The sequence below is a fragment of the Bradyrhizobium sp. B117 genome (assembly GCF_038969555.1).
Classification (GTDB): Bacteria; Pseudomonadota; Alphaproteobacteria; order Rhizobiales; family Xanthobacteraceae; genus Bradyrhizobium.
Genome location: NZ_CP152414.1, coordinates 1,957,927 through 1,981,503, shown reverse-complemented (window position 1 = coordinate 1,981,503; position 23,577 = coordinate 1,957,927). Strand labels below are relative to the sequence as shown.

General features: G+C 60.1%; 28 protein-coding genes and 2 pseudogenes. 18 read left to right on the top strand and 12 right to left on the bottom strand.

The genetic code is table 11. The features are described from left to right. The first annotated feature begins 12 nt into the window (after window positions 1–12). The 4 genes and pseudogenes from AAFG16_RS09635 (at window position 13) to AAFG16_RS09620 (ending at window position 2,498) form a co-directional block, all read left to right on the top strand. Window positions 13–1,154: pseudogene (locus AAFG16_RS09635) on the top strand (YihY/virulence factor BrkB family protein). A 26-nt stretch (window positions 1,155–1,180) separates the two neighbouring features. Further along, window positions 1,181–1,495 carry a hypothetical protein gene (locus AAFG16_RS09630; RefSeq protein ID WP_342738962.1) on the top strand — a complete coding sequence of 105 codons (315 nt, stop codon included), beginning with the start codon at window positions 1,181–1,183 and terminating at the stop codon, window positions 1,493–1,495. 60 nt (window positions 1,496–1,555) lie between these two features. Next, window positions 1,556–2,059, top strand: a complete 504-nt coding sequence (locus AAFG16_RS09625) for a ferritin-like domain-containing protein (RefSeq protein ID WP_342738961.1) — start codon at window positions 1,556–1,558, stop codon at window positions 2,057–2,059. A 286-nt stretch (window positions 2,060–2,345) separates the two neighbouring features. Further along, window positions 2,346–2,498 carry a hypothetical protein gene (locus tag AAFG16_RS09620; protein ID WP_342738960.1) on the top strand — a complete coding sequence of 51 codons (153 nt, stop codon included), beginning with the start codon at window positions 2,346–2,348 and terminating at the stop codon, window positions 2,496–2,498. A 212-nt stretch (window positions 2,499–2,710) separates the two neighbouring features. Here AAFG16_RS09620 and AAFG16_RS09615 read toward each other — a convergent pair whose 3' ends face one another. From AAFG16_RS09615 to AAFG16_RS09605, 3 genes are all read right to left on the bottom strand, one after another. Continuing rightward, window positions 2,711–2,950: a DUF2171 domain-containing protein gene (locus AAFG16_RS09615; RefSeq protein ID WP_342738959.1), complete on the bottom strand. Its 240-nt coding sequence runs from the start codon at window positions 2,948–2,950 to the stop codon at window positions 2,711–2,713. Between the two features lie 70 nt (window positions 2,951–3,020). After that, window positions 3,021–4,697 carry a PHP domain-containing protein gene (locus AAFG16_RS09610; protein ID WP_342738958.1) on the bottom strand — a complete coding sequence of 559 codons (1,677 nt, stop codon included), beginning with the start codon at window positions 4,695–4,697 and terminating at the stop codon, window positions 3,021–3,023. Next, window positions 4,698–4,913, bottom strand: a complete 216-nt coding sequence (locus tag AAFG16_RS09605; protein WP_342738957.1) for a hypothetical protein — start codon at window positions 4,911–4,913, stop codon at window positions 4,698–4,700. Window positions 4,914–5,167: 254 nt separating this feature from the next. Between AAFG16_RS09605 and AAFG16_RS09600 the strand changes: the two genes are divergently transcribed. The 4 genes from AAFG16_RS09600 to AAFG16_RS09585 all read left to right on the top strand — a co-directional run bounded on the left by AAFG16_RS09600 (window position 5,168) and on the right by AAFG16_RS09585 (window position 6,967). Beyond that, complete coding sequence (locus AAFG16_RS09600) at window positions 5,168–5,488, top strand: hypothetical protein (protein ID WP_342738956.1); 321 nt, start codon at window positions 5,168–5,170, stop codon at window positions 5,486–5,488. A gap of 35 nt (window positions 5,489–5,523) precedes the next feature. Beyond that, a complete protein-coding gene (locus tag AAFG16_RS09595) occupies window positions 5,524–6,144 on the top strand; it encodes a hypothetical protein (protein WP_342738955.1) in 621 nt (206 codons plus the stop codon). 73 nt (window positions 6,145–6,217) lie between these two features. Continuing rightward, window positions 6,218–6,679 (top strand): YidB family protein, encoded by a 462-nt coding sequence (locus AAFG16_RS09590; protein WP_342738954.1) that lies wholly within the window; start codon window positions 6,218–6,220, stop codon window positions 6,677–6,679. Between the two features lie 24 nt (window positions 6,680–6,703). After that, window positions 6,704–6,967 (top strand): GlsB/YeaQ/YmgE family stress response membrane protein, encoded by a 264-nt coding sequence (locus AAFG16_RS09585; protein ID WP_342738953.1) that lies wholly within the window; start codon window positions 6,704–6,706, stop codon window positions 6,965–6,967. A 73-nt stretch (window positions 6,968–7,040) separates the two neighbouring features. Here AAFG16_RS09585 and ligD read toward each other — a convergent pair whose 3' ends face one another. Beyond that, window positions 7,041–7,961 (bottom strand): non-homologous end-joining DNA ligase, encoded by a 921-nt coding sequence (gene ligD / locus AAFG16_RS09580; RefSeq protein WP_342738952.1) that lies wholly within the window; start codon window positions 7,959–7,961, stop codon window positions 7,041–7,043. 116 nt (window positions 7,962–8,077) lie between these two features. Between ligD and AAFG16_RS09575 the strand changes: the two genes are divergently transcribed. Then, complete coding sequence (locus AAFG16_RS09575; RefSeq protein ID WP_212257770.1) at window positions 8,078–8,263, top strand: DUF3606 domain-containing protein; 186 nt, start codon at window positions 8,078–8,080, stop codon at window positions 8,261–8,263. A 15-nt stretch (window positions 8,264–8,278) separates the two neighbouring features. Here the strand turns inward: AAFG16_RS09575 and AAFG16_RS09570 are convergent. Both AAFG16_RS09570 and AAFG16_RS09565 read right to left on the bottom strand, forming a co-directional pair. Beyond that, window positions 8,279–8,497 (bottom strand): annotated as a pseudogene (locus AAFG16_RS09570) (3'-5' exonuclease); the annotation flags it as partial. A gap of 271 nt (window positions 8,498–8,768) precedes the next feature. Continuing rightward, entirely contained in the window at window positions 8,769–9,206 is a 438-nt protein-coding gene (locus tag AAFG16_RS09565) for a nuclear transport factor 2 family protein (protein WP_027564687.1), read from the bottom strand. Between the two features lie 2,798 nt (window positions 9,207–12,004). On the opposite strand from AAFG16_RS09565, the gene AAFG16_RS09560 reads away from it, so the two are divergent. The 3 genes from AAFG16_RS09560 to AAFG16_RS09550 are packed head-to-tail and all read left to right on the top strand — an operon-like array spanning window position 12,005 to window position 12,820. Further along, window positions 12,005–12,298 carry a hypothetical protein gene (locus AAFG16_RS09560; protein ID WP_342738951.1) on the top strand — a complete coding sequence of 98 codons (294 nt, stop codon included), beginning with the start codon at window positions 12,005–12,007 and terminating at the stop codon, window positions 12,296–12,298. A 35-nt stretch (window positions 12,299–12,333) separates the two neighbouring features. Next, complete coding sequence (locus tag AAFG16_RS09555) at window positions 12,334–12,501, top strand: hypothetical protein (protein WP_342738950.1); 168 nt, start codon at window positions 12,334–12,336, stop codon at window positions 12,499–12,501. A 10-nt stretch (window positions 12,502–12,511) separates the two neighbouring features. Beyond that, window positions 12,512–12,820, top strand: coding sequence for a DUF1330 domain-containing protein (locus AAFG16_RS09550; RefSeq protein ID WP_342738949.1), 309 nt, complete (start codon window positions 12,512–12,514; stop codon window positions 12,818–12,820). A gap of 175 nt (window positions 12,821–12,995) precedes the next feature. Here AAFG16_RS09550 and AAFG16_RS09545 read toward each other — a convergent pair whose 3' ends face one another. From AAFG16_RS09545 to AAFG16_RS09530, 4 genes are all read right to left on the bottom strand, one after another. Then, window positions 12,996–13,322 (bottom strand): nuclear transport factor 2 family protein, encoded by a 327-nt coding sequence (locus AAFG16_RS09545; protein WP_342740882.1) that lies wholly within the window; start codon window positions 13,320–13,322, stop codon window positions 12,996–12,998. A 634-nt stretch (window positions 13,323–13,956) separates the two neighbouring features. Then, on the bottom strand, window positions 13,957–14,154 hold the full coding sequence (locus tag AAFG16_RS09540) for a hypothetical protein (RefSeq protein WP_342738948.1): 198 nt from the start codon (window positions 14,152–14,154) through the stop codon (window positions 13,957–13,959). Window positions 14,155–14,609: 455 nt separating this feature from the next. Further along, window positions 14,610–15,104, bottom strand: coding sequence for a DUF4142 domain-containing protein (locus AAFG16_RS09535; RefSeq protein WP_342738947.1), 495 nt, complete (start codon window positions 15,102–15,104; stop codon window positions 14,610–14,612). Between the two features lie 529 nt (window positions 15,105–15,633). After that, the gene (locus tag AAFG16_RS09530; RefSeq protein ID WP_342740881.1) at window positions 15,634–17,424 is read right to left on the bottom strand and encodes an adenylate/guanylate cyclase domain-containing protein; all 1,791 of its coding nucleotides are present in this window, start codon (window positions 17,422–17,424) and stop codon (window positions 15,634–15,636) included. Between the two features lie 266 nt (window positions 17,425–17,690). Between AAFG16_RS09530 and AAFG16_RS09525 the strand changes: the two genes are divergently transcribed. From AAFG16_RS09525 to AAFG16_RS09510, 4 genes are all read left to right on the top strand, one after another. Further along, window positions 17,691–18,146 (top strand): cupin domain-containing protein, encoded by a 456-nt coding sequence (locus AAFG16_RS09525; protein WP_342738945.1) that lies wholly within the window; start codon window positions 17,691–17,693, stop codon window positions 18,144–18,146. 427 nt (window positions 18,147–18,573) lie between these two features. Beyond that, window positions 18,574–18,759: a hypothetical protein gene (locus AAFG16_RS09520; RefSeq protein ID WP_342738944.1), complete on the top strand. Its 186-nt coding sequence runs from the start codon at window positions 18,574–18,576 to the stop codon at window positions 18,757–18,759. A 139-nt stretch (window positions 18,760–18,898) separates the two neighbouring features. Beyond that, a complete protein-coding gene (locus AAFG16_RS09515) occupies window positions 18,899–19,234 on the top strand; it encodes a hypothetical protein (protein WP_342738943.1) in 336 nt (111 codons plus the stop codon). Between the two features lie 56 nt (window positions 19,235–19,290). Continuing rightward, window positions 19,291–19,464, top strand: coding sequence for a hypothetical protein (locus AAFG16_RS09510; RefSeq protein WP_156950911.1), 174 nt, complete (start codon window positions 19,291–19,293; stop codon window positions 19,462–19,464). 195 nt (window positions 19,465–19,659) lie between these two features. On the opposite strand, the gene AAFG16_RS09505 is transcribed toward AAFG16_RS09510, so the two are convergent. Then, the gene (locus AAFG16_RS09505) at window positions 19,660–20,067 is read right to left on the bottom strand and encodes a hypothetical protein (protein ID WP_027565162.1); all 408 of its coding nucleotides are present in this window, start codon (window positions 20,065–20,067) and stop codon (window positions 19,660–19,662) included. Window positions 20,068–20,548: 481 nt separating this feature from the next. Here AAFG16_RS09505 and AAFG16_RS09500 point away from each other — a divergent pair, with 481 nt between their 5' ends. Further along, entirely contained in the window at window positions 20,549–22,015 is a 1,467-nt protein-coding gene (locus AAFG16_RS09500; protein ID WP_342738942.1) for a DUF5939 domain-containing protein, read from the top strand. A 797-nt stretch (window positions 22,016–22,812) separates the two neighbouring features. Here the strand turns inward: AAFG16_RS09500 and AAFG16_RS09495 are convergent. Next, complete coding sequence (locus tag AAFG16_RS09495) at window positions 22,813–23,004, bottom strand: hypothetical protein (RefSeq protein ID WP_018643618.1); 192 nt, start codon at window positions 23,002–23,004, stop codon at window positions 22,813–22,815. A gap of 157 nt (window positions 23,005–23,161) precedes the next feature. On the opposite strand from AAFG16_RS09495, the gene AAFG16_RS09490 reads away from it, so the two are divergent. After that, window positions 23,162–23,527: a PRC-barrel domain-containing protein gene (locus AAFG16_RS09490; RefSeq protein ID WP_342738941.1), complete on the top strand. Its 366-nt coding sequence runs from the start codon at window positions 23,162–23,164 to the stop codon at window positions 23,525–23,527. Window positions 23,528–23,577: the final 50 nt, after the last annotated feature.

The window sequence follows — 23,577 nt, the reverse complement described above, 5'->3', positions numbered from 1 at the left end:
CCGGAGGGCTTAATGGCCGCAACCCGAAAACACGCTCCTCGATCCGAGGATGGCAAATGGAGTCTCGCCGCGGCGCTTGGGCTGATGGCCGTCGCGTTCGTGTGGGACCGCATCGTTGCGCCCGAGCATGTCGCCCGGACCGAAAGGGACTACAAGTTCCCGGAGGACAGAGAGGCCGAGCGAGACGCCTCGCCTGCGGAAATGGCGGCCGAGGACGGTCATCGCGGACGCCAGGCGACTTCGCCCGCCGACATCCCCGCCAGAGGATGGAAGGACATCCTATGGCGCGTCTACGGCAACATCGGCGACCATCGCATCCTCGCTCTCGCCGCCGGCATGACCTACTACAGCCTGCTCGCGATCTTCCCCGCGATCGCGGCGCTCGTTGCGATCTGTTCGCGGATCCCAGCACCATCGCGAAGCATCTCGACGACGTCGCCGGCTTCATCCCCGGCGGCGCGGTCGACGTCGCCCGCGAACAGCTCACCCGCGTCGCGACGAAGGGCAACAAGACCCTCGGCTTTGCGTTCGCGAGCGGATTGGTGATCTCGCTGTGGAGCGCCAACGCGGCCATGAAGTCGCTGTTCGACACGCTGAACATCGTCTACGGCGAGCAGGAGAAGCGAGGCTTCTTCAAGCTGAACGCGATGTCGCTAGGTTTCACCATTGGTGCGATCGTCTTCGTCCTCGTCGCTCTCGGCGGGGTCGTCGTCGTTCCGGTGGTGCTGCAATACGTCGGCCTTTCCAATGCTGCCGACCTGCTGATCCGGATCGGACGCTGGCCCGCACTCTTCGTCGCGCTCGCTCTCGCGCTCTCCTGCATCTACCGCTTCGGGCCCAGCCGCGAAGCGCCGCGGTGGAGGTGGATCACCTGGGGCAGCGCAGCCGCCACGTTCCTGTGGCTCGCGGCATCGGGCCTGTTCTCGTTCTACGCCGCGAATTTCGGCACTTTCAACCAAACCTACGGATCCTTGGGTGCCGTCATCGGCTTTATGACCTGGCTTTGGCTCTCCGCGATCGTGATCCTGCTGGGCGCGGAGCTCAACGCCGAGATAGAGCATCAGACCGCCCGCGACACCACGACCGGCAGGCCCAAGCCGCTCGGCGTGCGTGGCGCCAAGATGGCGGACACCATCGGAGCGGTGAGATCTTGAACCGCAGTACGATGGGGGGCTGAGACATGAACCGCTCCTATCTCCTGCAGATCCTCGTGCCGAAGGAGACCGGCAAGGGGGAACCTGTTTCCAAGGAATGGTTCGACGATTTCCTCCAGGAGCTGACCGACAAGTTCGGGGGCGCAACCAGCTTCGTCCGCTCCCCCGGTCAAGGCCTTTGGCGCAGCGGAGGCACGACCGAGCGCGACGAGGTCGCGGTTGTGGAAGTGATGGCTCCGAAGCTCGCGCCCGAGTTCTGGGAATCCTTACGCGACCGGCTCGAACGAGAGCTGTCGCAGGACGAGATCGTCATCCGCGCGCAGGAGATCATTACACTCTGAATCCTTTGGAACGTCGTCTCAGACCGGAAGTTTTCTGGTCTGTCAATCCAGGAGGACGCCATGGGATTCTTCACCGCAGAAATCAAGACCTTGAACGACCTCTTCGTGCACACGCTCAAGGACATCTACTACGCCGAGCAGCAGATCGCGAAGAACCTGCCCGACATGATCGAAAAGGCGACGGACCCGGGACTCAAGAACGGCTTCCAGACGCACCTGTCCGAGACCAAGGGCCAGATCACGCGCCTCGAAAAGGTCTTCCAGATGCACGGCGTGGAAGTTCAGGGCGTCGATTGCCCTGCGATCGACGGAATCCTTCAGGAGGCGAGCGACGTCGCCGGCGACGTCGACGACAAGCAGGTTCTGGACGCCGCCCTGATCGCCGCGGCGCAGGCGGTCGAGCACTACGAGATTACGCGCTACGGCACCTTGATCGCATGGGCCAAGAAGCTCGGCCGCGACGACTGCGCATCGATCCTGCAGCAGAATCTCGACGAAGAGAAGGCGACGGACGAGAAGCTCAATACGCTTGCTCTGCGAAGCGTGAACGAGAAGGCCGCGTAGTCCAATCCACGCCGAAAGTGGAGGCCGCCAGCCCCGAGCGGGCGGCCTTGAGATTGGCCGTGACCCGCTACTGCTTGGAAAAATTACGTCAGCGCTACGTCATCGAGGGCCGTCCTCTGAGACTGACCTTGAGCTGCGCGCCGACAGCCGCGCGGGAGCGCGTTTAATCCTTGCTCGATTGAAAAGCGGCGCTTTGAAAATCGGGCCGAAGGGCAGCGGCTTCGTAAGATGCTCCGCTTCGAAACACTTCTCTGGCAAGATGGGTATGAAGCTATCGCGGGTATAGATGAGCGGAATGAGCCCACTTGCGGGGCCGGTCGCAGCCGCCGCAGTAATATTCAATCGCGACATGCGCATATCTGGGATCGACGATTCAAAAAAACTGGACGCGAATTCGCGCGAGCGTCTCGCGGAAGAGATCAAGCGGCCGTCATTGTGATATCATGGCCCTCGCGCAGCGCGATCGAAGCCGCCGCAATTGCGGCCTCGAACGCAGCTTCCTTCGTGGCGTATCCGTGCTCCGTTTTGCCATCGCGGCGTATGCGCCACGCGCCGTCTTTTTTCAACCATCGAATTGCGCGAGAACCATAAGTTGTCCTCCTGGTTTGGACGCTTTTGCCGCAGTGATGCAGGAGTCGAACCGAGTTTACGTCAGCTTTGAGCGTGCTGCCAGTGCGCGGTGATATCGGCGCCGGTTCTATTGAGGTGCACGTGCTGATCAACGTGATCGACCCAGGAGAGCGGAATGAAGTGATGATGCTGACCGTCGGGCGAACTCTGCTTCGTCAGCTTGAGCTTGCCGGCCCCATCTAGATGATCGACTTTCCCGACCATCTTCCTGTCGGATGAAATCACGTCCATGTGTTCCTTGATCTTGGAAGCGTCGGTCATCGGTATCTCTCGTTCATAATGGTAGACTGGTAAGCTAGACATTTCCCTCCAACGATCGACACACCGCCCATCAGGCGGCGCGAGCGAGCGAGCGCCGCTTCTGGCGCAGATAGCGCGTGATCTCAGCAAGCGTCATCGCGTTTAGGATCCGATCGGCAGGGACACCGCCCTTGCGGGCCATCACAATGCCCCAGTGCATGTGGTCGAGCTCGGGGATCGAGTGCGCATCCGGATTGATGCTCATCATGCAGCCAAATTCGAGGGCAGCCTGGTGCCAACGCCAGTCCAGGTCGAGCCGCCATGGGTGGGCGTTGATCTCGACGACGACATCGTGCTTGGCGCAGGCCCGCAGCACCTTCTCGACGTCAATTTCGTAGCCCGGCCGCCGCTGAAGCTGCCGTCCGGTCATGTGGCCGATGATCGTGGTGTGACGATCGGAAATTGCCCGAAGCAGGCGCTGCGTCTGTGCCTTGCGGTCCAGCTTGAAACGGCCGTGAATGCTGGCGACCACGAAGTCGAAACGTTCAAGCACCTCGTCGTCGTAGTCGAGCGACCCGTCCGCCATAATGTCGGACTCGATACCTTTGAGAATTCGAAAATTGCCGAAGCGCTTGTTCAGGCGGTCGGCTTCCAGGTGCTGCTGCGCGATCTCCTCCACCGACAGACCTCCGGCATAGTGCGCAGACTTGGAGTGGTCGGCGACCCCGAAATATTCGAGCCCGCGCTGGCGGGTCGCCTTCGCCATCGTCGCCAGGGTCTCGGTGCCGTCGGAAGCATCGGTGTGGCAGTGAAGGATTCCCCGCAGGTCCTTGTCGGTGACGAGCTTCGGCAGCTTGCCCTTCAGGCCCAGTTCGACCTCGCCGCGACCCTCCCGGAGCTCCGGATCGATGAAGGGAAGCCCGAGAGCGCGATAAATCTCGGCCTCGTCGTCGGCGATCAGGGTCCGCCCGTCATGCAAACCGTCGGCTTCCAAGCGCATTCCCTTCTCGGCAGCCAAGGCTTGGAGCTGCTGGACGTGAGCGGCGGAGCCTGTCGCGAAGAGGAGAGCAGCGCCGAAGTGCTTGCGGTCAGATACTCGGATTTGCAGCCCGTCGGCCGGTGGCGTCGATGTCTTGCCCGGCTCGGCAGCCTCCGCAACGATCGCGAGATCGCCAACGAGTTCGCAGCCGCGGCGGAAATCGCCGGCGATCGTCACACGCTTGAATTCGGGGCGGGACTTGCGGATCGAGTCCTTCGCATGCGCGAGCAGCGCGGCAGCGCGGTGCAGGTGGAGGCGGCCTTCTCCGCTTTTGGCGATCGCGAGGTTCTGCAGGATCTTGGTCTGCAGCGCGGCGCCGAGTCCTTTCGCCTTCTTGATGCGGTCATCGTTGGCGGCGGCCTCCAACTCCGAGAGCGAGCCGATGCCGAGATCCTTGTATAGGCGGAGCACCTTCTCCGGACGAAGGCCGGGTATAGCGAGCATTTCGAGAACGCTCGCGGGAATCTCCTTCCGCAGCTTTTCGAGGCTGGGATGACTGCCCGTCTTGTGAACCTTGGTGATGATGTCGGCAATAGCATCGCCGACGCCCGGGATCTCAGTAAGTCGATCTTCGGCGACGAGCACATCCAGAGGAACGGCTAGGGCCGCCAGGCTGTCGGCGGCCCTAGCGTAGGCTTTCGCCCGGTAGGGATTGGCGCCCCGCAGGGCGGTGCGCTGCGCGTACTCTCGCAGAAGACTTGCCACACCGCGCGCGTCGAGCGAAGGCATTCAGCCAGCCTTCCTATCCGAGCTTTGCGGCGCCGCCGGAGCTAGGCGACCGCCGGAGCGCTCACCTGGCCGGCGATCAAGAGAGGCCTCGAGCTTCTGGGCGGCGCGAAAGTCCTCAAGATGCTGGACATTGGGGCCGTAGGCAGCCTCCTTCTTGAGGAGATTGTAGATCCGGCCGGCCACCAGTTGCAGATGCTTCATCTTGCCCCGCGGCATGGATCTCGCTTTGCAGAGAGCTCTGACGGCGTAGGCGCGGAAGTAATCGAATGCGTCTGACATGATGTCAGTAAACGCCGGCTACCTCTCATGGTTCGATCGGCAGCGATGGGCGTCTCATTCTGCGAAGCCGTTCAGCGACGCGGGCGCTGACGTCGCCTGCATCCCGACCCCTGCTGCGTCAATCCGAACCTGGAAAACTTGGAACCTCTGAGCTCAGCATATGTTGTGCCCGGCCCACACTGGAGGACGACATGAACAAGAAACTTCTTCTGTTGCTGACGGCCGCTTCGCTTCTGACGGGTCCGTCGTTCGCGCAAAATCCCCCGGCGACCGACCGTCCGAACAACAGCGCGGTCAACAGTTCCGGCCAGAACAATTCCAACAATCCAGTCTCCGGCGCCAACAGTTTTACCGAAGGCCAGGCCAAATCGAAGATCGAGCAGGCCGGTTACACCGACGTCACGGGTCTGAAGAAGGACGACAACGGCGTGTGGCGCGGCAAGGCCAGTAAGGGCGGCACATCGACGGACGTCAGCCTGGATTTTCAGGGCAACATCAACGCGGCCAAGTAACCCAGCGCAGTAGCGAACGCAGACAAGGATTCAAAATGACCGTTACCATTTCACGTCTCTACGACAACTATTCGGACGCGCAGCGCGCGGTGACGAGCCTCGAAGCGGCAGGTCTGCCGCATTCGGACTTGAGCATCGTCGCGAACAATTCCGACAACTGGTACAGCACCGACAAGAAAGTCGATCGCGACCGCGACGGTGTCGACGATCGTGCCGAAGGTGCTGCTACGGGGGCCGGCGTCGGCGCGGGTCTCGGCGGCGCAGCCGGTCTGCTCGCGGGCCTTGGACTGCTGGCCATTCCGGGCTTGGGTCCGGTGGTCGCGGCCGGATGGCTCGCCTCGACGGCGCTAGGCGCGGTCGCGGGCGGCGCCACGGGCGGAGTCGTCGGTGCGCTGACGCAAGCCGGCGTTTCCGAGGAAGAAGCACCTCTCTATGCCGAAGGCGTAAGGCGCGGCGGCACGATGGTTTCGGCCCGCGTTCCTGACGGCGATCGTGCGCGGTACGAAGCGATCCTCGACCAATCCGCCGTGAATCTGCGCGACCGCAGCGCGGCTTGGCAAAAGTCGGGTTGGAAGAGCTACGATCCAGCGGCGCAACCGTACGGGCCGGACGAGGTCCGCCGCGAGCGCCAACTCTACGGCACAGGCATGCGGTAAGTCGGTCGGCGGCCCGCCTCCCAGGCGGGCCGCCTTTTTTGCACGCGACAACAATCGAATACAGGAGCGGAAAATGAGCCGCGGAATGCCATCGATGACCGCCCTCTTGGGCATGCTCGCTCTCGCCGGTTACCAGAATCGGGACAAGCTGGCGGAGATGTTTCGCAACGCCACCTCGGGCCAGCCGGCGGAAGGCAACAAGGACTCGCTGAGCGGCGTGCTCGGCAATTTGGGCGGCCTGGTCGGCGGCGGTGGCGTGGGTTCGCTGCTCAACGGCGGGATAGGTGAACTTCTCGAGCATTTCAAGCAGAACGGCCAGGGTGACGCCGCGCGGTCCTGGGTCGATCACGGGCCGAACCGGGAGGTCACCCCGCCCGAGCTCAAGCAGGCGATCGGTCCTGACGTGCTTCAAAAGCTGGAACAGCAAACCGGACTGTCGCAGCAGGAGATACTCGACCGCTTGTCCCGCGAGCTGCCGACTGCAGTGGACAGATACACGCCCGACGGACGCCTTCCTTCTCCGTCGGCTGGCTAACGCAACGCGCACTTGGAGGAAAACATGGGCATCATCTGGACGATCATCATCGGTTTCGTCGCAGGAGTCATCGCGAAATTCATCATGCCCGGCGACAACGAGCCGACGGGTTTCATTCTGACCACGATCCTTGGAATCGTGGGAGCGTTCGTGGCGACCTATCTCGGTCAGGCGCTCGGTTGGTATCGGCCCGGCGAAGGAGCGGGGCTGGTCGGCGCCGTGGTCGGCGCGATCATCGTACTGTTCGTCTATGGGCTGGTGGCAGGCAGAAGCCGCCGGGCTGTCTAGACTGACCAAGCAGCAGGAGCCGCGGCGGATCGAAGCGCAGCGGGACGAGCTAATTCTCTTCCCGACACCCAAATCAAAGATCTTCCCGCAGTCCCTTGAAGAACGGATGGCGCACCTTGCCGTCCGCCGATTTCGCGCGGTACTCGACCTCGGCGAGCAGCTTCGGCTCCACCCAGATGCCCTTGTGGGCGATCCGCCTCGCGTACGGCTGCGTCTTCCGGATTAGCGGCTTCAGTCGCCTTTGCAGGTCGACTGTGGAGACCTTATCGAAGCCGTGGTCGACCTTGCCGGCGTAGACCAAGTCGTCCCCATCGCGCCGACCGAGATAGATGCCATCCCACTTGCCTGCGTCGAGAGCGAAACCGGCGATCGTCAGGGTCTCGCGCTGCGCGCAGGTCTTCTTGACCCAGTTGTTGCCGCGGCCGCTGCCGTACGCGCTGTCGCGCACCTTCGAGACAACGCCCTCCAGTCCGATCTTACAGGCATGCGCGAACATCTCGCGGCCTTCAATCTCGAAGCTTTCGCTGAACTGGATCTCGGTGCCGTCGACGATCTTCTTTAGTTCGGTCTTGCGTTGGAAAAGCGGCAGCTTCCGGAGGTCGCGGCCGTTCAGGTACAGGAGATCGAAGGCGACCAGTACGATGCTGGTCGACCTGCCTTTCAGGTCGTTCTGAAGGACTGAGAAGTCCGTCGTACCGTCCGCGGCGGGGACCACGACTTCGCCGTCCACGATCGCCGATCCTGCCTTGATGTGCCAGGCGTCGTCGGCAACCTTCTTGAACCGGTTGGTCCAGTCGTGACCGCGGCGGGTGAAGACCTTCACGGCTTGGTTCGCCAGATGGACCTGGACGCGGTAGCCGTCGAACTTGATTTCGTGAATCCATCGCGCTCCGGACGGCACCTTCTCGATCGATGATGCCAAGGCCGGTTCTACGAAGCCGGGAAACGGCGCCTTCACGCCGACCGCCGCCGGTTTACGTCGCTGAAACACCACGCAACGAACTCCAACGTAACAATCGGTGGACTCAAGCCCGGACGGCAGGATTCGTTTCCGGAACCCGCGAATCCTTGCGGCGTTGCCTCGTCATCAGTTCGCAAGAGGAGGAGCCGATGGCGGCAGCGAAGAAGAAGACTGCGCGTGGACGCAAGCAGGACCGGGCACGCGTCGCCAAAGGTCAGGACTACGAAGTCCGCTACGAAGCGAAGAAGACCGGCCGCTCGGCATCGGCCGTGAAGAAGGCCGTCAAGAAGGTCGGCAACAGCCGCAAGCGCGTCGAGAAGCGTCTCGCCCGGTAAGTCAGCAGCGCCGCCTTAGATGCGGCCGGAGAAACGGGTGAAGGCGGTTGGCCTTTGCACGCTGGGCTCGACGTCCCGCATGTAGATCTGGGTCCGCAGGAACGCGATCTCGTCGTCGAGGGCGGTCTCGTCGACATCGATGAACCAGCTCTTAGGTCTCCCGTCGCTGCCGTCGTTCCTGCGATAGCCCCGCCGCTTCAGCGAGTCCTTGAGTTCGAAAGCGGTCTGCTGACTGCCCGCTGTTTCCAAAGGTAATGCCGTAAATAGGGAGCATCCTTGGGATCCTCGTCATATAGACAATTTGCCCGCTGAGGTCCGACAATACATCACTGGCATCTGCAAAGGACCGGCCCGCGCCCAGCATGACTTCGCAACCTACGGCGCTGTTAGGACGTTTTTACACGGCCAAGACCCAATCCGGACATATCCTTCACCAGTGGCAAGTAGCCGTTTTGGGTGTCCGGTAAGGCCGCCGCCTCACCGGACAGATTGAGCCTCAATCGCTTTAGTTGAATGTTTGCAGCCTTAATTTGAGTGATCCGTCGGCTTGCCGTTCGAAGACGTGCGTCGCCAAACCACTGAAGGGAGACGGCTTGCCCTCCTTGTCCTTACCCGTGGCGCTCCACTTGGCTGTACCGAAGACAACCTTGTCGTCTCCGCCGGCGTCGATCATCTCCAACTTGTGATCAGTCACACCGCTCGCGAAGAGTCCGGCAAAGAACTTCTCGATCTCGGCCGGACCCGAAGCGACCTGATGTGTCGGCGGCATCAATTTTGCCGTCGCGACATAGGAGGCGCCGATGGCCTTCTCGTCGTGCTTGTTGAATGCGGCATCCCACGCTGCGTAAGCCTTCTCCACATCCCCCTTGACGTCTGCGGCCAACGAAATTCCCGGCGCGCAGAGCAGACAAATGACCAGTGCTGATGTTTGAGCCAACTTCATAGGATACTCCTCTACTGGATAACGCTTTTCTCGATTCATCATCAGTCGCCCGCCGCGGCTACGCTCCGCCAGCACGTCATGACACCGCTATTGCAGCCGGTGACATATGGGCCGAACTTCAACCACCACGACCAATTCTACAAGGCAACATGATCGTCCTGGACTTCATCCAATAGTTCGCGGAACAGCAATTCCGAGCGATTACCGTCAACCACATTGACAAATGGGAGCGACGGTACACGCATTGCCTAGGCCGGAATTCTCGGCGCTGCGCAGAATAATTCGCTTTTTTGCCCTGTGCTGACTGTCAACCCAGAAGGGGCAATGGCTCGCTTCAAACCAAGGAGCGGACCGAGACCGCGGTGAACCCCGACTTCCGATTTTGACCCCGAATGGACGGCCTCTTCTGATTTCAGGGCGCACGAAATGAGGGATGAGAGCAGCGGCAACGACCGAGTGGCGATTAGCGCCGTGATCACTCTCCAATAGACGGAACCATCGGATCCTTCAAAAGAAACGCGAAACAATTTCCAGCCCTGTTGCTTGAGATAATCGTGGGACCTAATCGGGATATCGCGAAATGGCCACCACCAACCGAATATCCGACCACATCGACCATAAGACTGCCCGGTCGATCTGTGACGAGGTAGATGATAGGTTGCAACAAGACTTAGCTCTCGAAGTCTGGCCGCTGCCGCCCTACCTCGCACGTCTAGTTGATGAATTGCGTAACCAAGAGTGTTCTAATTGATGGCGTCGAAAACTGGCGCTACCGCTGACTGTTTCTTCCCCATGCATGCGGCGATAGTCGCGGCCATGGGAGTGCGTAAAGAAAAGCCGCTGCTCTCAGCCCGGCGCCGGCTAGTTTTCTACTAATATCGTCGCTGAGTACGGTTCTCGGTTGAGGGATGTCAGCTATTCCGCTATTGAGCGTAGAGCAGACATCGACGAGCTGATCCGGGCAGCGTTTTATGAGTTCATGGCCTTGCGGCATCCCTCTGCGGACGATATTGGCTGCTCCCCGTCGCGACCAACCAAAGTAGGAGGGAACGAGGCGAGGCGTTGAGCATTTCAGGCTCGTCAGTCCTCCACGGCGGGCTGGCCTGAAGGGTTGGCAGACGGCTCCGGCTCCCCGTCGGTCGCACCGGGGCCGTCTTTATCAATGCCGGTCCTTCGACGGCGCGCTGACGCAAAAACCCCGACCGGAAGCCGGGGTTTGGCTTTGCTACATCATCGCTTTAATAATCGCGGCGATGCCGAAGAGGCTGGCCGCGACATTGATGCGGATGATGATCGTGGTCGAGTTGCGCTGCATAGGTTCCTTTGAAGCTGCACCTCCCATTGTGAGCAGCGGCAGTTTGAACTAATTCCCGCAGCGCAGAAAGCCCGTGGCATCCCGGGTAGAGGCTATCAACCCAAAAAAGCCCCGGCGGTGAGGCCGGGGCTGTGCGTTGGGGGGCGTTTCGGTCAGGCCACCAGCCTGAGCCAGTTGGGCCGGTCGGGACGGCGGCGCCCTTGAACGGCAAGGGATGACCGGCTGAAATGCAGGCGCTGTCACGCCTGCTGGCTGCGCTCCTTGGGCTTGCTGACGAGGAAGGCTGAGCAATGCCGAAGAACTTCTTCGCCATCACCTGTACGGCAGGAGACTATACGTGAACCTCAGGTGCGGGCCTCCAACTTCGCCCTGTTTTGTGCGTTACCCTTACGCCATGGCCCTGACAGACGCGAAACTCTTCCGTAGGGAAGCCGAGGATTGCCTCCACCTGGCGGAGAAGGCGACTAGCGCGCTAGACAAGGAAGAGTGGCAGCGCTTGGCCGCCGAGTGGCTTAAGCTCGCACAGGAAGCCGAGAGCCGTGGGGGTCGATGGTTTCGCACCTGAAATGTACGGCATCACGAACTGTCATCCGGCAGCGTCCGCCTAGATCTATCGGATCGTCGAAAGGCCGCCTCATGTCCTTGTTGCGATAACCCATCGATGGCGCAGGCAGCTTATCCCAATTGAAGTCCGGCCGGATGTCGGCACCGCGTCTGCCGCGCGCCTGCAGACAAACCGCGGCTCGACGTCGGACAGCCTCAGGTCGTCAGGCCAGCGATCGGCGCTGAGGGTAACCAAGTGGCCATCGGGAGCCTGCGCGGATACATCAACCCAGGACACTATCCCCCAAGTTGATGAAGCGCGGACTGAATTCGATCGTCTGGTTTCGGAGGTCATTCGTAGGCGGGGATTAGAGGTGTCCTACTTCCCCTCTGCGGGTGCGATGGGGGCATTGGAACTGGGGCTGGGGCCAGTCGGAGTTACCCAGCACATATGTGAATCGTGAGTGGCCTATTCAAACTTCAGGTGTCCGAATTAGGACAGCACCCGCTCGCCGGTCCGCCCCCTGCTCCAGCACGGACTCGCCCTTAAGGCCGGTCGCCGTCCATCCAGTTCGTCACGGAACGCGGCCGTATCTCGATCGCGCTGTTCCGCGTCATTTCCAACCGCAAATTGGAGGAGAGCTTCGTAACGTCCTGGCGCCGGCGCGGGAGGCGCTGCGATGATGATCGCCGGCCCTGCATCTCCTCAACATTCACGGCGCCAGCATTTGGTTTGGCGAGCGCCTCGACGCCGAAGCCGGCGTCGTGAATTCGTCCCGCATCAGCGGCAAACCATCCTGCCCAGCGGCGTGGTCCCGGCTTCCGACGTTCACCGCAATCGCAGTGGGGTTGTCGCTGTCATGATCCCCTCGCCGTCTTCGGGCCGTCAACCGCGACCGCTCACATCCTCGAATTCCTCGGGCTGTTTTTCCAATTTGGAATGCCCGCTCTAGCACTGCTCGGTGCCGGGCTGTTCGCAGATGCTGATGACCAAAGATCAGGATGTGCCGATCATCGACTGCTTGCCGCGCGGCGCACCCCAGCGGCAGAGAGCCACGTATCGGCCTCAGCTTCTCCAGAACGTTCGAAAGATGGCGAAGCTGATCCCGATGCCAACCCCGAGGCTCGCATCGGGTCGCTAGAGCAGTTCGGCCGCGTCGCGACGGATTACAATGAAACACTGCCGGCCTTTTTCAACGGAATCGAGCCATCTGCGAAGCTGCGTCGCGTCTGACGGAGGTCCGCTCATCGCCGCAGAGCGGACCAGATTTGCTCAACCTGACCTTTTCGCAGCTTGACCCTGAACTGACCTCGACGGTCGATGAGCCTGTCCCGCCGCGGCACTACGCTCAGCCCGACGGTGTCGTCAACGGAACCATCGGCACGCAGAGCAATTCAACCGCCAGTGGCCCTTTTGATTTGAGAAAGCAACGATGAGGAGGACAACATGCCGAACGGGTATTGGATCGGGCGCATCGATGTGATCAAACCCGAATACACCAAAGCCTACGGCCCCGCCCTCACGGCGGTGCTCCGCAAATACGACGCGAAATTCCGGGTGCGCGGCGGCACCTTCGAGGCGGTGGAGGGCAAGGCGCGCGAGCGCAACATCGTGATCGAGTTCAAGGACTACGAAACCGCGCTCGCCTGCTACCGCTCACCTGAATACACCAAGGCGAGGAAACTGCGCGCGGGCGCCGTGGACATCGATATCATCGTGATCGATGGGTACGACGGCCCGCAGCCCACGGATTGAACCCCGCTTTGGCGGCGCGCACCACGCAGCCCGATATTTTGCCTCGTAGGTCGTTCGCACGGCCGAAAGTCTCCTTCTGTGACATCTGCGAAGTGGCGCTGGGTCTCACGGAGGTCCGCTCGTCGCGGCAGACCGGACCACATTTGCTCAACCCGAGTTCTTCGCATTTTGACCCTCAGCAGAGTCGTGTAAGACTTAGGACGCGCCTAGTTCGACGGCGCGTCTCCGAGCCGCAACGCACTGCGGTAGGAGCTGGATGCTGTGACGGACCGCAGCACAGAGTCTTGATTTTTCCGGCAGCGTTAAACGACAAAACCGCGTTCACTACGGCTGCCCCGCTGATGTACGAGATCAATATCCCACCGTGCGAGGGCTGAAGATCGTCCAGCTCGGTGGCGGGGCGCTTCCGCAGACGAGCAGCCCAGTAGGCTCGAAGGCCTTCTCTGCCGGTGATAGCTACTTCGTCACAATCGCAGTATACCACGGCGTCGTCGGCGTACATTTCGAGTATCGCATCGATATCGCCCGCACGGTAGGCATCGAGCCAATCGACGGCAGCGGCCATCGGATCGAACGACATATAAGCACCTCCATGCCACCAGCAACAGAGATTTGGCCGGGGTACCCAGCTAAGTCTCTTCGCGAATCGATCCTCAATTTTGATGTTCTCCGCGGCTAAGCCCATATGCCGATTGCCTTAGGGCGGAACCTGTCCGCCGGCTGTGACGCGGGCTAACAAGCATGGCGGCCGCAGTGGGCAGGACGGGAGGGGTCGCGCCACCCCCATACATAGATTGCCATATCGCCAGACTGCGAGCCGGATGCATGTTGGGAGCTGGGCAGCTTGATGCTGGGGGCTGGGCCAGCATCATGCCCTTCGAACAGCTTTCTCGGCCCCAACTTTGCCCACCCAGCGAGTTGGGGCCGCCTTTTGGGAGCGGCGCGGTTTGTTTGGAACGCCAGTTCCTTTCCGACGTAAGCCGCGCCACCCCGTACATCGGATGCCATATCGCTAGAACGCCCAAGCCCGGTGCGCGTTAGGTCATTGGGACCAGCAAAATCCCCATTGGGCTGGCCCTGCGTAGTATCGGTCCCAACTCACGACCCCGAGTTGGGGCCGCTTTTTCGGTGGGCGATCAGGTCGTAGCCGACCACATCCGCCAAAGCTTCAAAGCGACCGGCATCGCTTTCGGCGGCGTCCTCAACTTGCCGCGCAGCAGGGTCAACAGCGCGGTCCTCCGTACGTCGCGCCCGAACATCGAGTTGGCTATCGCAATCATGTTGATCGCCAGCCCGTAGCGATAGAGCAGATGAAGCACGCTCTCGTCGGTCACTTCCGCAGATGGCCCCGGCAAACCTGATCGACCGCTTCGGCATGCATCGTTTCGGCCTCGTCCCAGGTAGAGCAGCGGTTCTGGAAGTGATCGAGCGAGCCTCCGAAGATCATGGTTTCGAACAGCGGGCGGCGGCCCATCGCCGAAGTACCGATAAACCCCGAGAAAGAGGGTGCTGATGATGCGGACAGCCGACGAACGTCTCTTCGACGCGCCACGAATTGAGGCCGGTCAGCTTTGGTCAGCTTGATGGTCGTGTGTCGCGCGGCTGCCCCGGGGCAGACGCCGTGACTGCGGCCTGCTTGCCGTACAGGCCACTCCAACGAAACTGTCAAATACCCACCCCGTCTCACAAACTGACATCAGGAGACAAGCTGCTAAGAGATCCTCTACCCGGGGTTCTGCCGAATGTATTGAGTAGCCGTTTTATTGCCGAAGAGGTTTTTTGCGACAAATCACTTTCCCCCTTTCAACGATTCTGCAGCATCGAGATGCTTTTGCAGCGTATCGATCTGACCCGAGGCATATTCCCCTGCAACGTCCTTATTCTTGGATGCCTTCTTGTACTCGGCGATATCCTTTTGATGGTCTGCGACCATGTGTATTGCGAACATTTTATCGAAACCCGCCCCAGACATTTTTGACATTTTGTTATAATCGGCTTTTTGCTTCGCATTAGGCCCCTTAGGAGGGTTCATTCCTAGGCTGTTGGCAGCATCCAGAGCCTTCTGATTGGCGGCAGCGTGGTCTGTAGAAAGCATTCTGCCATACGACTTAACCTTCTCGCTCTCCCCATTTTTTTGCGCAAGGTCTCCCATGCTCACTTCAGCGAAATTGCCCTCGATCGCTTTCTTGAGGAACGTTTCATTCGGCTTGTCTTTCGCAGATGCGCTGGCAATTGAGATCGCCATCAAGACTGCTGACCCGAGCGACAAAAGACTCCTGTTCAAGGCGTCCTCCTACGAATTGTTTGTCGATGAACACATCTTAGCCGAAGAGGTTCCAATTGAGCCTGCCGCCCTTGAGGCAAGGATTCCTCACCCAGCCTCGTCGCAAATACGGCCCCCGCAGCCTGTTTAGTTGCCATCCGCGTTGCAAACACGGCTGGCGTTGCCTGCTTGCCGTCGTACTCCTGCTGCGGGCAACCTCGAAGACGTCCGCGCATTCGCAATTCTTGCACTGCATAGATGTCGCGTAAGCTGTAGATGGTGTACTTCTCTATAGAGCTGCTTATTAGTATGCTCGCCTCCTTGAGCGCAGCATTGAGCTGATCGCTGAGCGAGATGATCCTCGATCCGTCTCGCATGACAAACAGAAGCCGTCGGGATCTCTGTCACCACTACTGACGGAAATTCTCCGGATTGCGCTTACGATCTCCTTTGTGGTTAGCTAGATGCTTGGACTGCTCCACTTCTGAGTGGTTGGTCGCTCAGAGGGCGGCCTTTTACCCGAAACAGACATGACCGTATCGCCGGTCGCTTACCCCTCCGGCACCCCGGCCACGCGCATGCCCTCATAGACGCGCGCGCGCCCGGCGAGGTATACCGGATGGTCACTTACGCCGAAGGCACGGAAGCGGCGGATGTTGAAGTTCGGATCAAGCGTAAGTCCTGCTTGTACGGCAGCCCGCGCTTGGTCTAGCGCGCCGAGACGCGCCAAAGCAGCCGCAAGACAGAAATGCACGACGGCGTAGTTCCGGTTTGCGTCGAGGCACCGGCGCAGCCAGACGACAGCTTCGGCATCAAGGTTGAGCTGCATCTTGGCGAAGCCGACCCAAGCCATCCATCGGGATCCCAAGGTATCGCGAGGAGAAAGGCGGAATGCCTCTTGAACGTGTATTTCGGTTTCCTCGCCACGGCCGAGAAAATACTTGGCAAAACCGATGAGCGCATGGGCGTTGGCAAAATTTCGATCCAGCGCCAACGTCAGCTCAAACTCACGGATGCCTTGATCAGCTCGTTTCGTAAACATTTGCACGCAGCCCAAGGTCAGATGGGCCAAAGCGTGGTTCGGCGCGAGGGAAAGTGCTTTGATCGAGGCCGACTCGGCTGCCGCAAACCGCGCGGTCCCGTCGTCGGTCATAGATAGTGCTCCGATCGTGGCATCGACACTCGCCACGCCGACCAATGCCTCGACGTTGCGGGGATCGAGCTCCAAGGCACGCTCGAAAAACCCTCGTGCTTGCGTCAAGTGTTCGGCGGCGACCCCCTTGTAAAGGTAAGCCCTGCCCAGGAACACCAAGTCCATTGCATCAGGATGTAAGGTGCGCTCCGCGCGTGTTGCCTCAGCCGCAACGAGCTGGGCTCTAAGCATGTTAGCAATCCTTGATACGATTTCGTCCTGCATATCGAAGAGGTCGGCGACCGGCTTGTCGAACCGCTCCGCCCATAAGTGATTGCCGGTTCGAACATCGATCAGCTCCACGTTCACCCTCAATCGCTTGCCACCTCGCTGCACAGAGCCTTCGAGCACATAGCGGACGTTTAACTCCCGCCCAACCTGCTTCACATCGACGGCCTTGCCCTTAAAAGTGAACGCGGTGTTGCGGGCGATGACGAATGAGCCGCTGATGCGGGACAAGTCAGTGGTCAAGCTTTCGGTTACACCATCCACGAAGTAATCTTGCTCGGGATCGCCGCCGAGGTTGGCGAACGGCAGCACAACGATGGAAAGATGAGGCGGTGAAATGGGGCCTGGCACCGCGCGCGTGGTCTCTATCGCCGAGCTTGGCCCATCCCGGATGACTGCGTAAGCCCGGACCGGGCGAGCGATATTTTTGAGATTCTGCTCACCAAGATCAGCAAATTCAATTGCGACCTTGCCGCGGACATGATCATAGACGGCAGACGAGATGCAGATTCCGCCCGGTTCTGTAATGCTCTCAAGACGAGCGGCAATATTCACGCCGTCCCCAAAGATATCGTGCGGTTCTACAATTACGTCGCCGATATTGATGCCCACGCGGAAAGCAATACGCGTGTCCTCCACGTCGGCGATTGTCAGTTCAAGAATGCGGGTCTGGAACTGCATAGCAGCCCGAACTGCTTCGACCGCGCTCGGAAACTCCGCCAAGAACCCGTCGCCGGTGTTCTTGACGATGCGGCCGCCGTGCTCCGCAATCGCGGGTTCGACACTGCCCGCGAGGAGCGCTTTCAGTTTGGCGTGCGTAGCCTCTTCGTCGCTGTGCATCAGCCGCGAGTAACCAGCCACGTCAGCGGCCAATATTGCGGCTAACCTGCGCTCGAATCGGACCGGCCGCTCCTGCACCATGGCTCTCAACCCAACCGACGAGATATTGTACGACGGATCGAGTGACCGGGCCATACCGCTAATGTCGCCTAATGGCCCGTAGCCGCCCATCCGCGCACTCGTCGCTGCGTCAGCTCTACGGAGTAGACCGAACGCAGGGCAAGCCGGCAGATACAGCCAGTTTTGACCCCGAGCGGTCATTGTCGAGCGTCACAACCACTGGACTCGGTTAGCTCCAAGGAGCTCTAATATGTGTCTTGTTCCACATTACCGTGGGAGGCACTCACATGAAGAAGCTCTTGGTGATTGCGTGCTTGGTGGTGTTCTCATTCCCGGCGACAGCGCAAAACACGCTGACGCGGGTCACCCCTGATGCACTTGCGTGGAAGGAGAACCCGGCCTTTCCCAAAGGTGTCCAGCTCGCAACGCTGGTGGGAGACGCAACAAAAGCAGGGGATGTGGTTGTCTTGCGCATCAAATTCCCTCCAAATTTTCAGATGCCGCCGCATACTCATCCCTATTCCGAGGTCGTGACCATCATAAGTGGCTATATCGGGACTAGTCACGGCGAAACGTTTGAAAAGAAAGGCGAGTTGTTAAAGCCAGGCTCATTGTGGGTATATCCGGCAAAGCACCCTCACTACGCCTGGACCGGAAATGAGGAGGCCGTTCTCCAAGTTCAGTTTGTCGGTCCTGGAGGCATCGATTACATCAACCCAGCCGACGATCCGCGCAAGAAGTAGTCGTAGCCACTCAGCTCGCTGGCGCTTTTGACCGAATGTATGGTCCGGTCGTGGCTTGCACTCGGAGCACGACCGGACCATCCCAGGAGGCACGCGCCTCGCCCCGCGTTTGCAACGCGGCGACATGCCCTGCTGCCACGATTATCGAGACCTGATATTCTGCTCGCTGCCGTCCTCAAGCTGCAATGGGAATCGAAATGAAGCGGCCGTGAGCGAATGTCTGTTCATGGCCTGAATGCCAAGTTCGGGCGCCCTCAGTTGTCGGCTTATCGAGGTAGACCGGAAGCAACCGGCCGATCTTCCAAACGGCGCTCATGACCCGGTGAAGACGTTTGCCAACGGCCCGGAGCATTGTTGCTGGTGGAACAACACTTCAGTTTCAGACTTAGCGGGTGCACGTCACCGATTTCTCATTCTGGAGCCGAACATGATTACGGCGGCAAAATGCGTTGAACTCGCAACTCATTTCAAAGGTCTTTCTCAAGTATCGGGCACGTCCATCGACCGCGCTTCCCTCATGAAGAACATCGCGCGGAACTTCACCGGTTTGGCAGGTCAATTGGATCGGCTGAACGCGCTTACGAGAGCCGAGCAGCAAAGCCCGCTGAGGTGATCGCTCACGGCCGTAACTCCCCTAGGAACCTCCGCTTCGCGGCGTTATTGTTCTTACATCATCGGCCGAGGCTCTGCCGTAGGCGTCGATGGCTGAGAGACACTGCCGTGCTCCCGCCTGCACAACAGGGAGCGCGGCCATGCCGGTCATCCGTCACTTTCATCAACTCTCACCAAAAGATGCCGCACACGTCGAAATGTTGCGGCAAACCATTCGAGAAGCCCTGGAGGTACTCAGGCTGCCCCGGCCCGATACCTTTCTCGGTCGTCAGACCTACGAGCCGTTTCCGAAAGAAAACCCGAAAGTTAACATAGGCATAGGAACGAAGCTTCTCCGCGTCCATGATCGCCGGATGATTGATCCCCTTCTTGCTCGCGCCCAGCTTGCCATTGAAGAGAGCAAAGCTCTTCAAAAGGAAAAGCTCGCCTTGCAAGCCGAACAACTGCATATCGCGGCGCCCTTCGTCTCACCGTGATGGAGAGCGCGATGTATCGCACCGAAAGCAAGGCGCATCGGGATAATCGTGAATAGATGGATCATTCGGCGAACGCAAAGCGTTACCGCAACCAAGCCGAAGAATGTCGTGCCAAGAGTGATCTGATGCGAGATTCGGAAACGAAGGCTCAATACAGCCGGATGGCAGATGCCTATGACAAGCTCGCGCAGGGGCAGGACGACATGGCTCAAAGCCTGAGAGCCAAATAGAACCCAGCGGCTGCGTCAGCGGTTCTGGTCGGCTGCTGCCCATCTGCGAAGCGGGGTCTGACGGAGTCCGCTCATTGCGGCGCAGCGGGCTCAACCTGAGTTATTCGAACTTTGACCCAAACCGTACCTGCACGCGGATGGCGCGTCGTCGCGTGCGCCATCCGCTCTACAATCGATCTCTTGCGAAAACCAGTGTTAAGCCTTTAGGTCCGTAATTCGCATAATCGCGACCACACTCCCATCGTTGAACGCCTGTTCTTTTGTCTCCTTGTTGCAGGTCCAGACAAAATTCTTCTTGCCCGTGAAGGTCTTTCCCTCCTGGTCAAGCCGAAGCTCCCCTTCGGTGATATGGCAGACCATAGCATTCATCATAGGGGGACCCATGGTCTTCGACCCCGGCTGCATAATGACATCGCGCATGGAGACCGTCTTAAAACCTGGGATTAGGGATGGTGTCTCGCCTTCATATTCACGCACCACGACGCCTGGCCAAGGCGTCGTATCCTTGTAGCTTGTGGCCTGTGCGGCGGCTGGCTTGATCATGGCAGCCGAAGCCACTGCCAATCCGATACCCAGTGCGGACCTTCGATCGACCCTGCTCATGGCTTTTCTCCCGACATTACTGAACCTGCGGCCGTAGATGCGACACGCAAAGTTCGTTGAGAACCGGTGGTGCGAAACCGAAAAAGAACGGTCTCCAGAGAGCGTGCCTGCCGATAGCACCAATACTGCTCGTTTGCCCGGGCGGTGATTTTCGGCACGTCCCGCTTCAAGGGGCAGTAACATTCTACGCCACCTGACGCAGCCGGGAAATAGATGGCGTCGTTCGAAGATTACGCGGCCGGTTAGGAAAGTCCGGAATTGACCGTGGCCGCCACCTGGCGCCGAGCGCCGCGAGGTCTGCTTCCTAGCGGTGACCCGAAGAGGGTCATGCAAGGCAGCCGCGGCAGCCTTTGACCCATATGCGACATGGCCGGATGGTCAGCGGGACCTCTGCCACTGTGTTATAATTGTAAGCTGACCCGGCGACTGATAGCCCGAACGGTCGGCGAAGCTGATAGATTGTTACCGTCGGGAGCTGGCGATGACATCCATTGACGAACGGCTTCTTGAAGCCAAGATGATCCAGATTGAGCAGGCCCGTGCCTGGAGTCCCCGCGTCATCTCCAAATTCGAAACGCTGATCCGCAGCGGCGACGAAGTCAGTGTCTACCGCGCCAATCCCCTGGCCTTTGCGCGTGATCGCGGCGTTGCCGAGCCTGAGTCGATCGATCTGTTCCTCCACGCCGCTCGCGCCGGGTTGGTCGACCTGCATTGGGACATTTTGTGCCCCCACTCTGGCCTGGTGCTGGAAAGCTTCGGCAAGCTCCGCGCGCTCCGAAGCCATTTCGTCTGCGGCCTGTGCGATATCGACGGTCAGACGGAACTTGACGACTTTATCGAGGCTTCTTTCTCCGTCTCGCCGCAAGTCCGGCGCCTCGCGTTGCATGACGTTGACAACCTCTCGATTGAAGACCTGCACTGGAAATTGAAATTCGCGGACAGTGGGCGGCTGCCAGGCGGCCAAACCCGATTTGTTGATGTCCTGCGTACCCTCGTGCGAGGCATGACATATCTGCCACCCAGCGTAACGACGATCCTGCATGCCGAGATTGGACCCGGCGCTCTCTCGGGCGTCAACGTCCAGACGCAGGCTGGCTTCATGCTACCGATCGTGGACTCATCTGCGGCTACCGAGTCGGCGCCCAATGCGCCGACGACTGTACGCGTCACTTACGATGGGCAGCGTTTCACGTCCGCTCTTTCGGCCCTGCCGTTGGGGCCTGCGGTCTTCGAGGTCAGCAACACCGGCCCCAAGCGCGGCTCGCTACTTCTGATCAACTGGCCGCCAGACATAGTGACCATGCCAGAGAAACCGACGCTCGAGTTCGACCCCTACGTATCCGGCGGCATGCTATTAACGCGGCAGACCTTCCGCAAGCTCTTCCGCTCCGAGCGTGTCGACGAGGAGGAAGGCCTCGGTGTCCGGCAGGTCACCCTCCTGTTCACCGACTTGAAAGGCTCGACCGCTCTCTACGAGCATCTCGGGGATCTTAATGCATACGCGCTGGTGCGGGAACACTTCGCCCTGCTCGATGCAGTTGCCCACAAGCATGCCGGTGCAATCGTGAAGACCATCGGTGACGCTGTAATGGCGGCGTTCTCCCGGCCGGTCGACGCCGTTGCGGCCGCGCTTCACATGTTGCAGGAAATCGGCAGCTTCAACCGCGAGCACGGCCAGCCAGCGATCATTCTCAAGATGGGCGCACATTGCGGGCCGTCCATTGCCGTGACCCTCAACGAGAATCTCGACTACTTCGGCCAGACCGTGAACATAGCCGCGCGAGTGCAATCATTCGCGGATGCGGGCGAAATCTGCCTGACGGAGGCACTCTTCACAGCGCCCGGCGTTCGTGAGCTGTTGATGGCCCGGGATGTCGAGGGGTTCGACGCGCCCCTGCGCGGTGTCGAGGGGAGCGCACGAGTCTATCGCGTTACTGGTCGATCGTAGAGGCGAGATTCGCAAATCCGCTCAAAGAACCGTTTCGATCAAACGGTGCTTCAGGAATTTCGTGGACGTCTACTGGGGAATCACCAGCCAAGCCTGAACACGCGTCAGAATGTTAAGGAACGGGCGATGAGTGAACTCGCTCAAGGATGACCGCCGCCCCGCGGCGTGAACGTCCGGAAATGGCCCATTGCGAAGTTGCGCCGGGTCTGACGGCGGTCCGCTCATCGCGGCAGAGCCGACCAGATTTGCTCAACCTGAGTTCTTCGCATTTTGACCCAATCAGGACATATCCTTCACCAGTGGCAAGTAGCCGTTTTGGGTGTCCGGTAAGGCCGCCGCCTCACCGGAGAGATTGAGCCTCAATCGCTTTAGTTGAATGTCTGCAGCCTTAATTTGAGTGATCCGTCGGCTTGGCGTTCAAGGTCTGGTACAACCGGTGCAACTTCTCGAGCGGATTGATTCACTGCGTCCTGATCAACTACCCGGCGAGCGAAGAGCGGGAGTGGGACCACATTGTAACGCGCATCAGTCTCTCGCTGAGGGGCAGATAAGGCGGGTGCGGGTGGACCTCGCGCGGCTGCGCGGGTGCCTATGCCCGTGGCTTCGAGAACACGGAAGTCCAAGAGGCCGCCGCCTTTGGCTATCCTCGCGAGCGCTAGTTCTGAATAGCGGGTCGTGAGACCTTTGGCTATCCGCGACAGGCGCCGTAGTTCAACGGCGGGCGACGGTCCCTGCAGTTCAATAGGGCGGCAAGGCTATCGTTCCTCCGATCTGCCGGCGGCTCGCCGATCTGTGGTTCACGCGGTAGCCGCCGCCCGTCCGGCCTCGGTGATGCGATACTCGATATCTCCGGATGGAAGCGGTTCGGTTTCCACGAGACCGAGCTCCACGAGCCGCGCCACGATTTCATGGTCGAACGTCGGCGGGCTGACCCAGGATTCGCCGAGGAGCTTCCTCAGAAAATCCCGCTCCAGATCGGTCAGCTCCATGCTCTAACTCCGCTCGCCGACTTCGTCCGGCACATTGGGCGCGTCATCCGATCCGGCCGCTTCATCCCTGGGAAATCAACTTTTCGCCCCGGATTGTGCCAGGAACAGAGGCATCGTGGCCCCGTTGATTCCCGAAGACAACACCCAGGAGGTCAACATGACCACGGAAGATCGCGAGACGTTCAGCCTGATCGGCAGCGACAAGGTCGAGGGCACGAACGCGTACGACGCGAAGGGCGAAAAGGTCGGCTACATCGAGCGCGTCATGATTGACAAGATCAGCGGCAAGGTGTCGTACGCGGTGCTCAGCTTCGGCGGCCTGCTCGGCATCGGCGACGATCACTATCCGCTGCCATGGCAGACGCTGAAATACGACACCAACCTCGGCGGCTATGTAGTCACCGGCATTTCCCAGGACCAGCTCCGCGGCGCCCCGAAATACGCCGACGAGAGCAGTTGGAATTGGAGCGACCCGGCGACGGCGCGCTCGGTGAACGCCTATTACGGTGTGCCGGTGGCTTGACACGGCGCATTACGGTGCTTGGCTGGCTGACGGCGGAGGTTGCTCTTCCG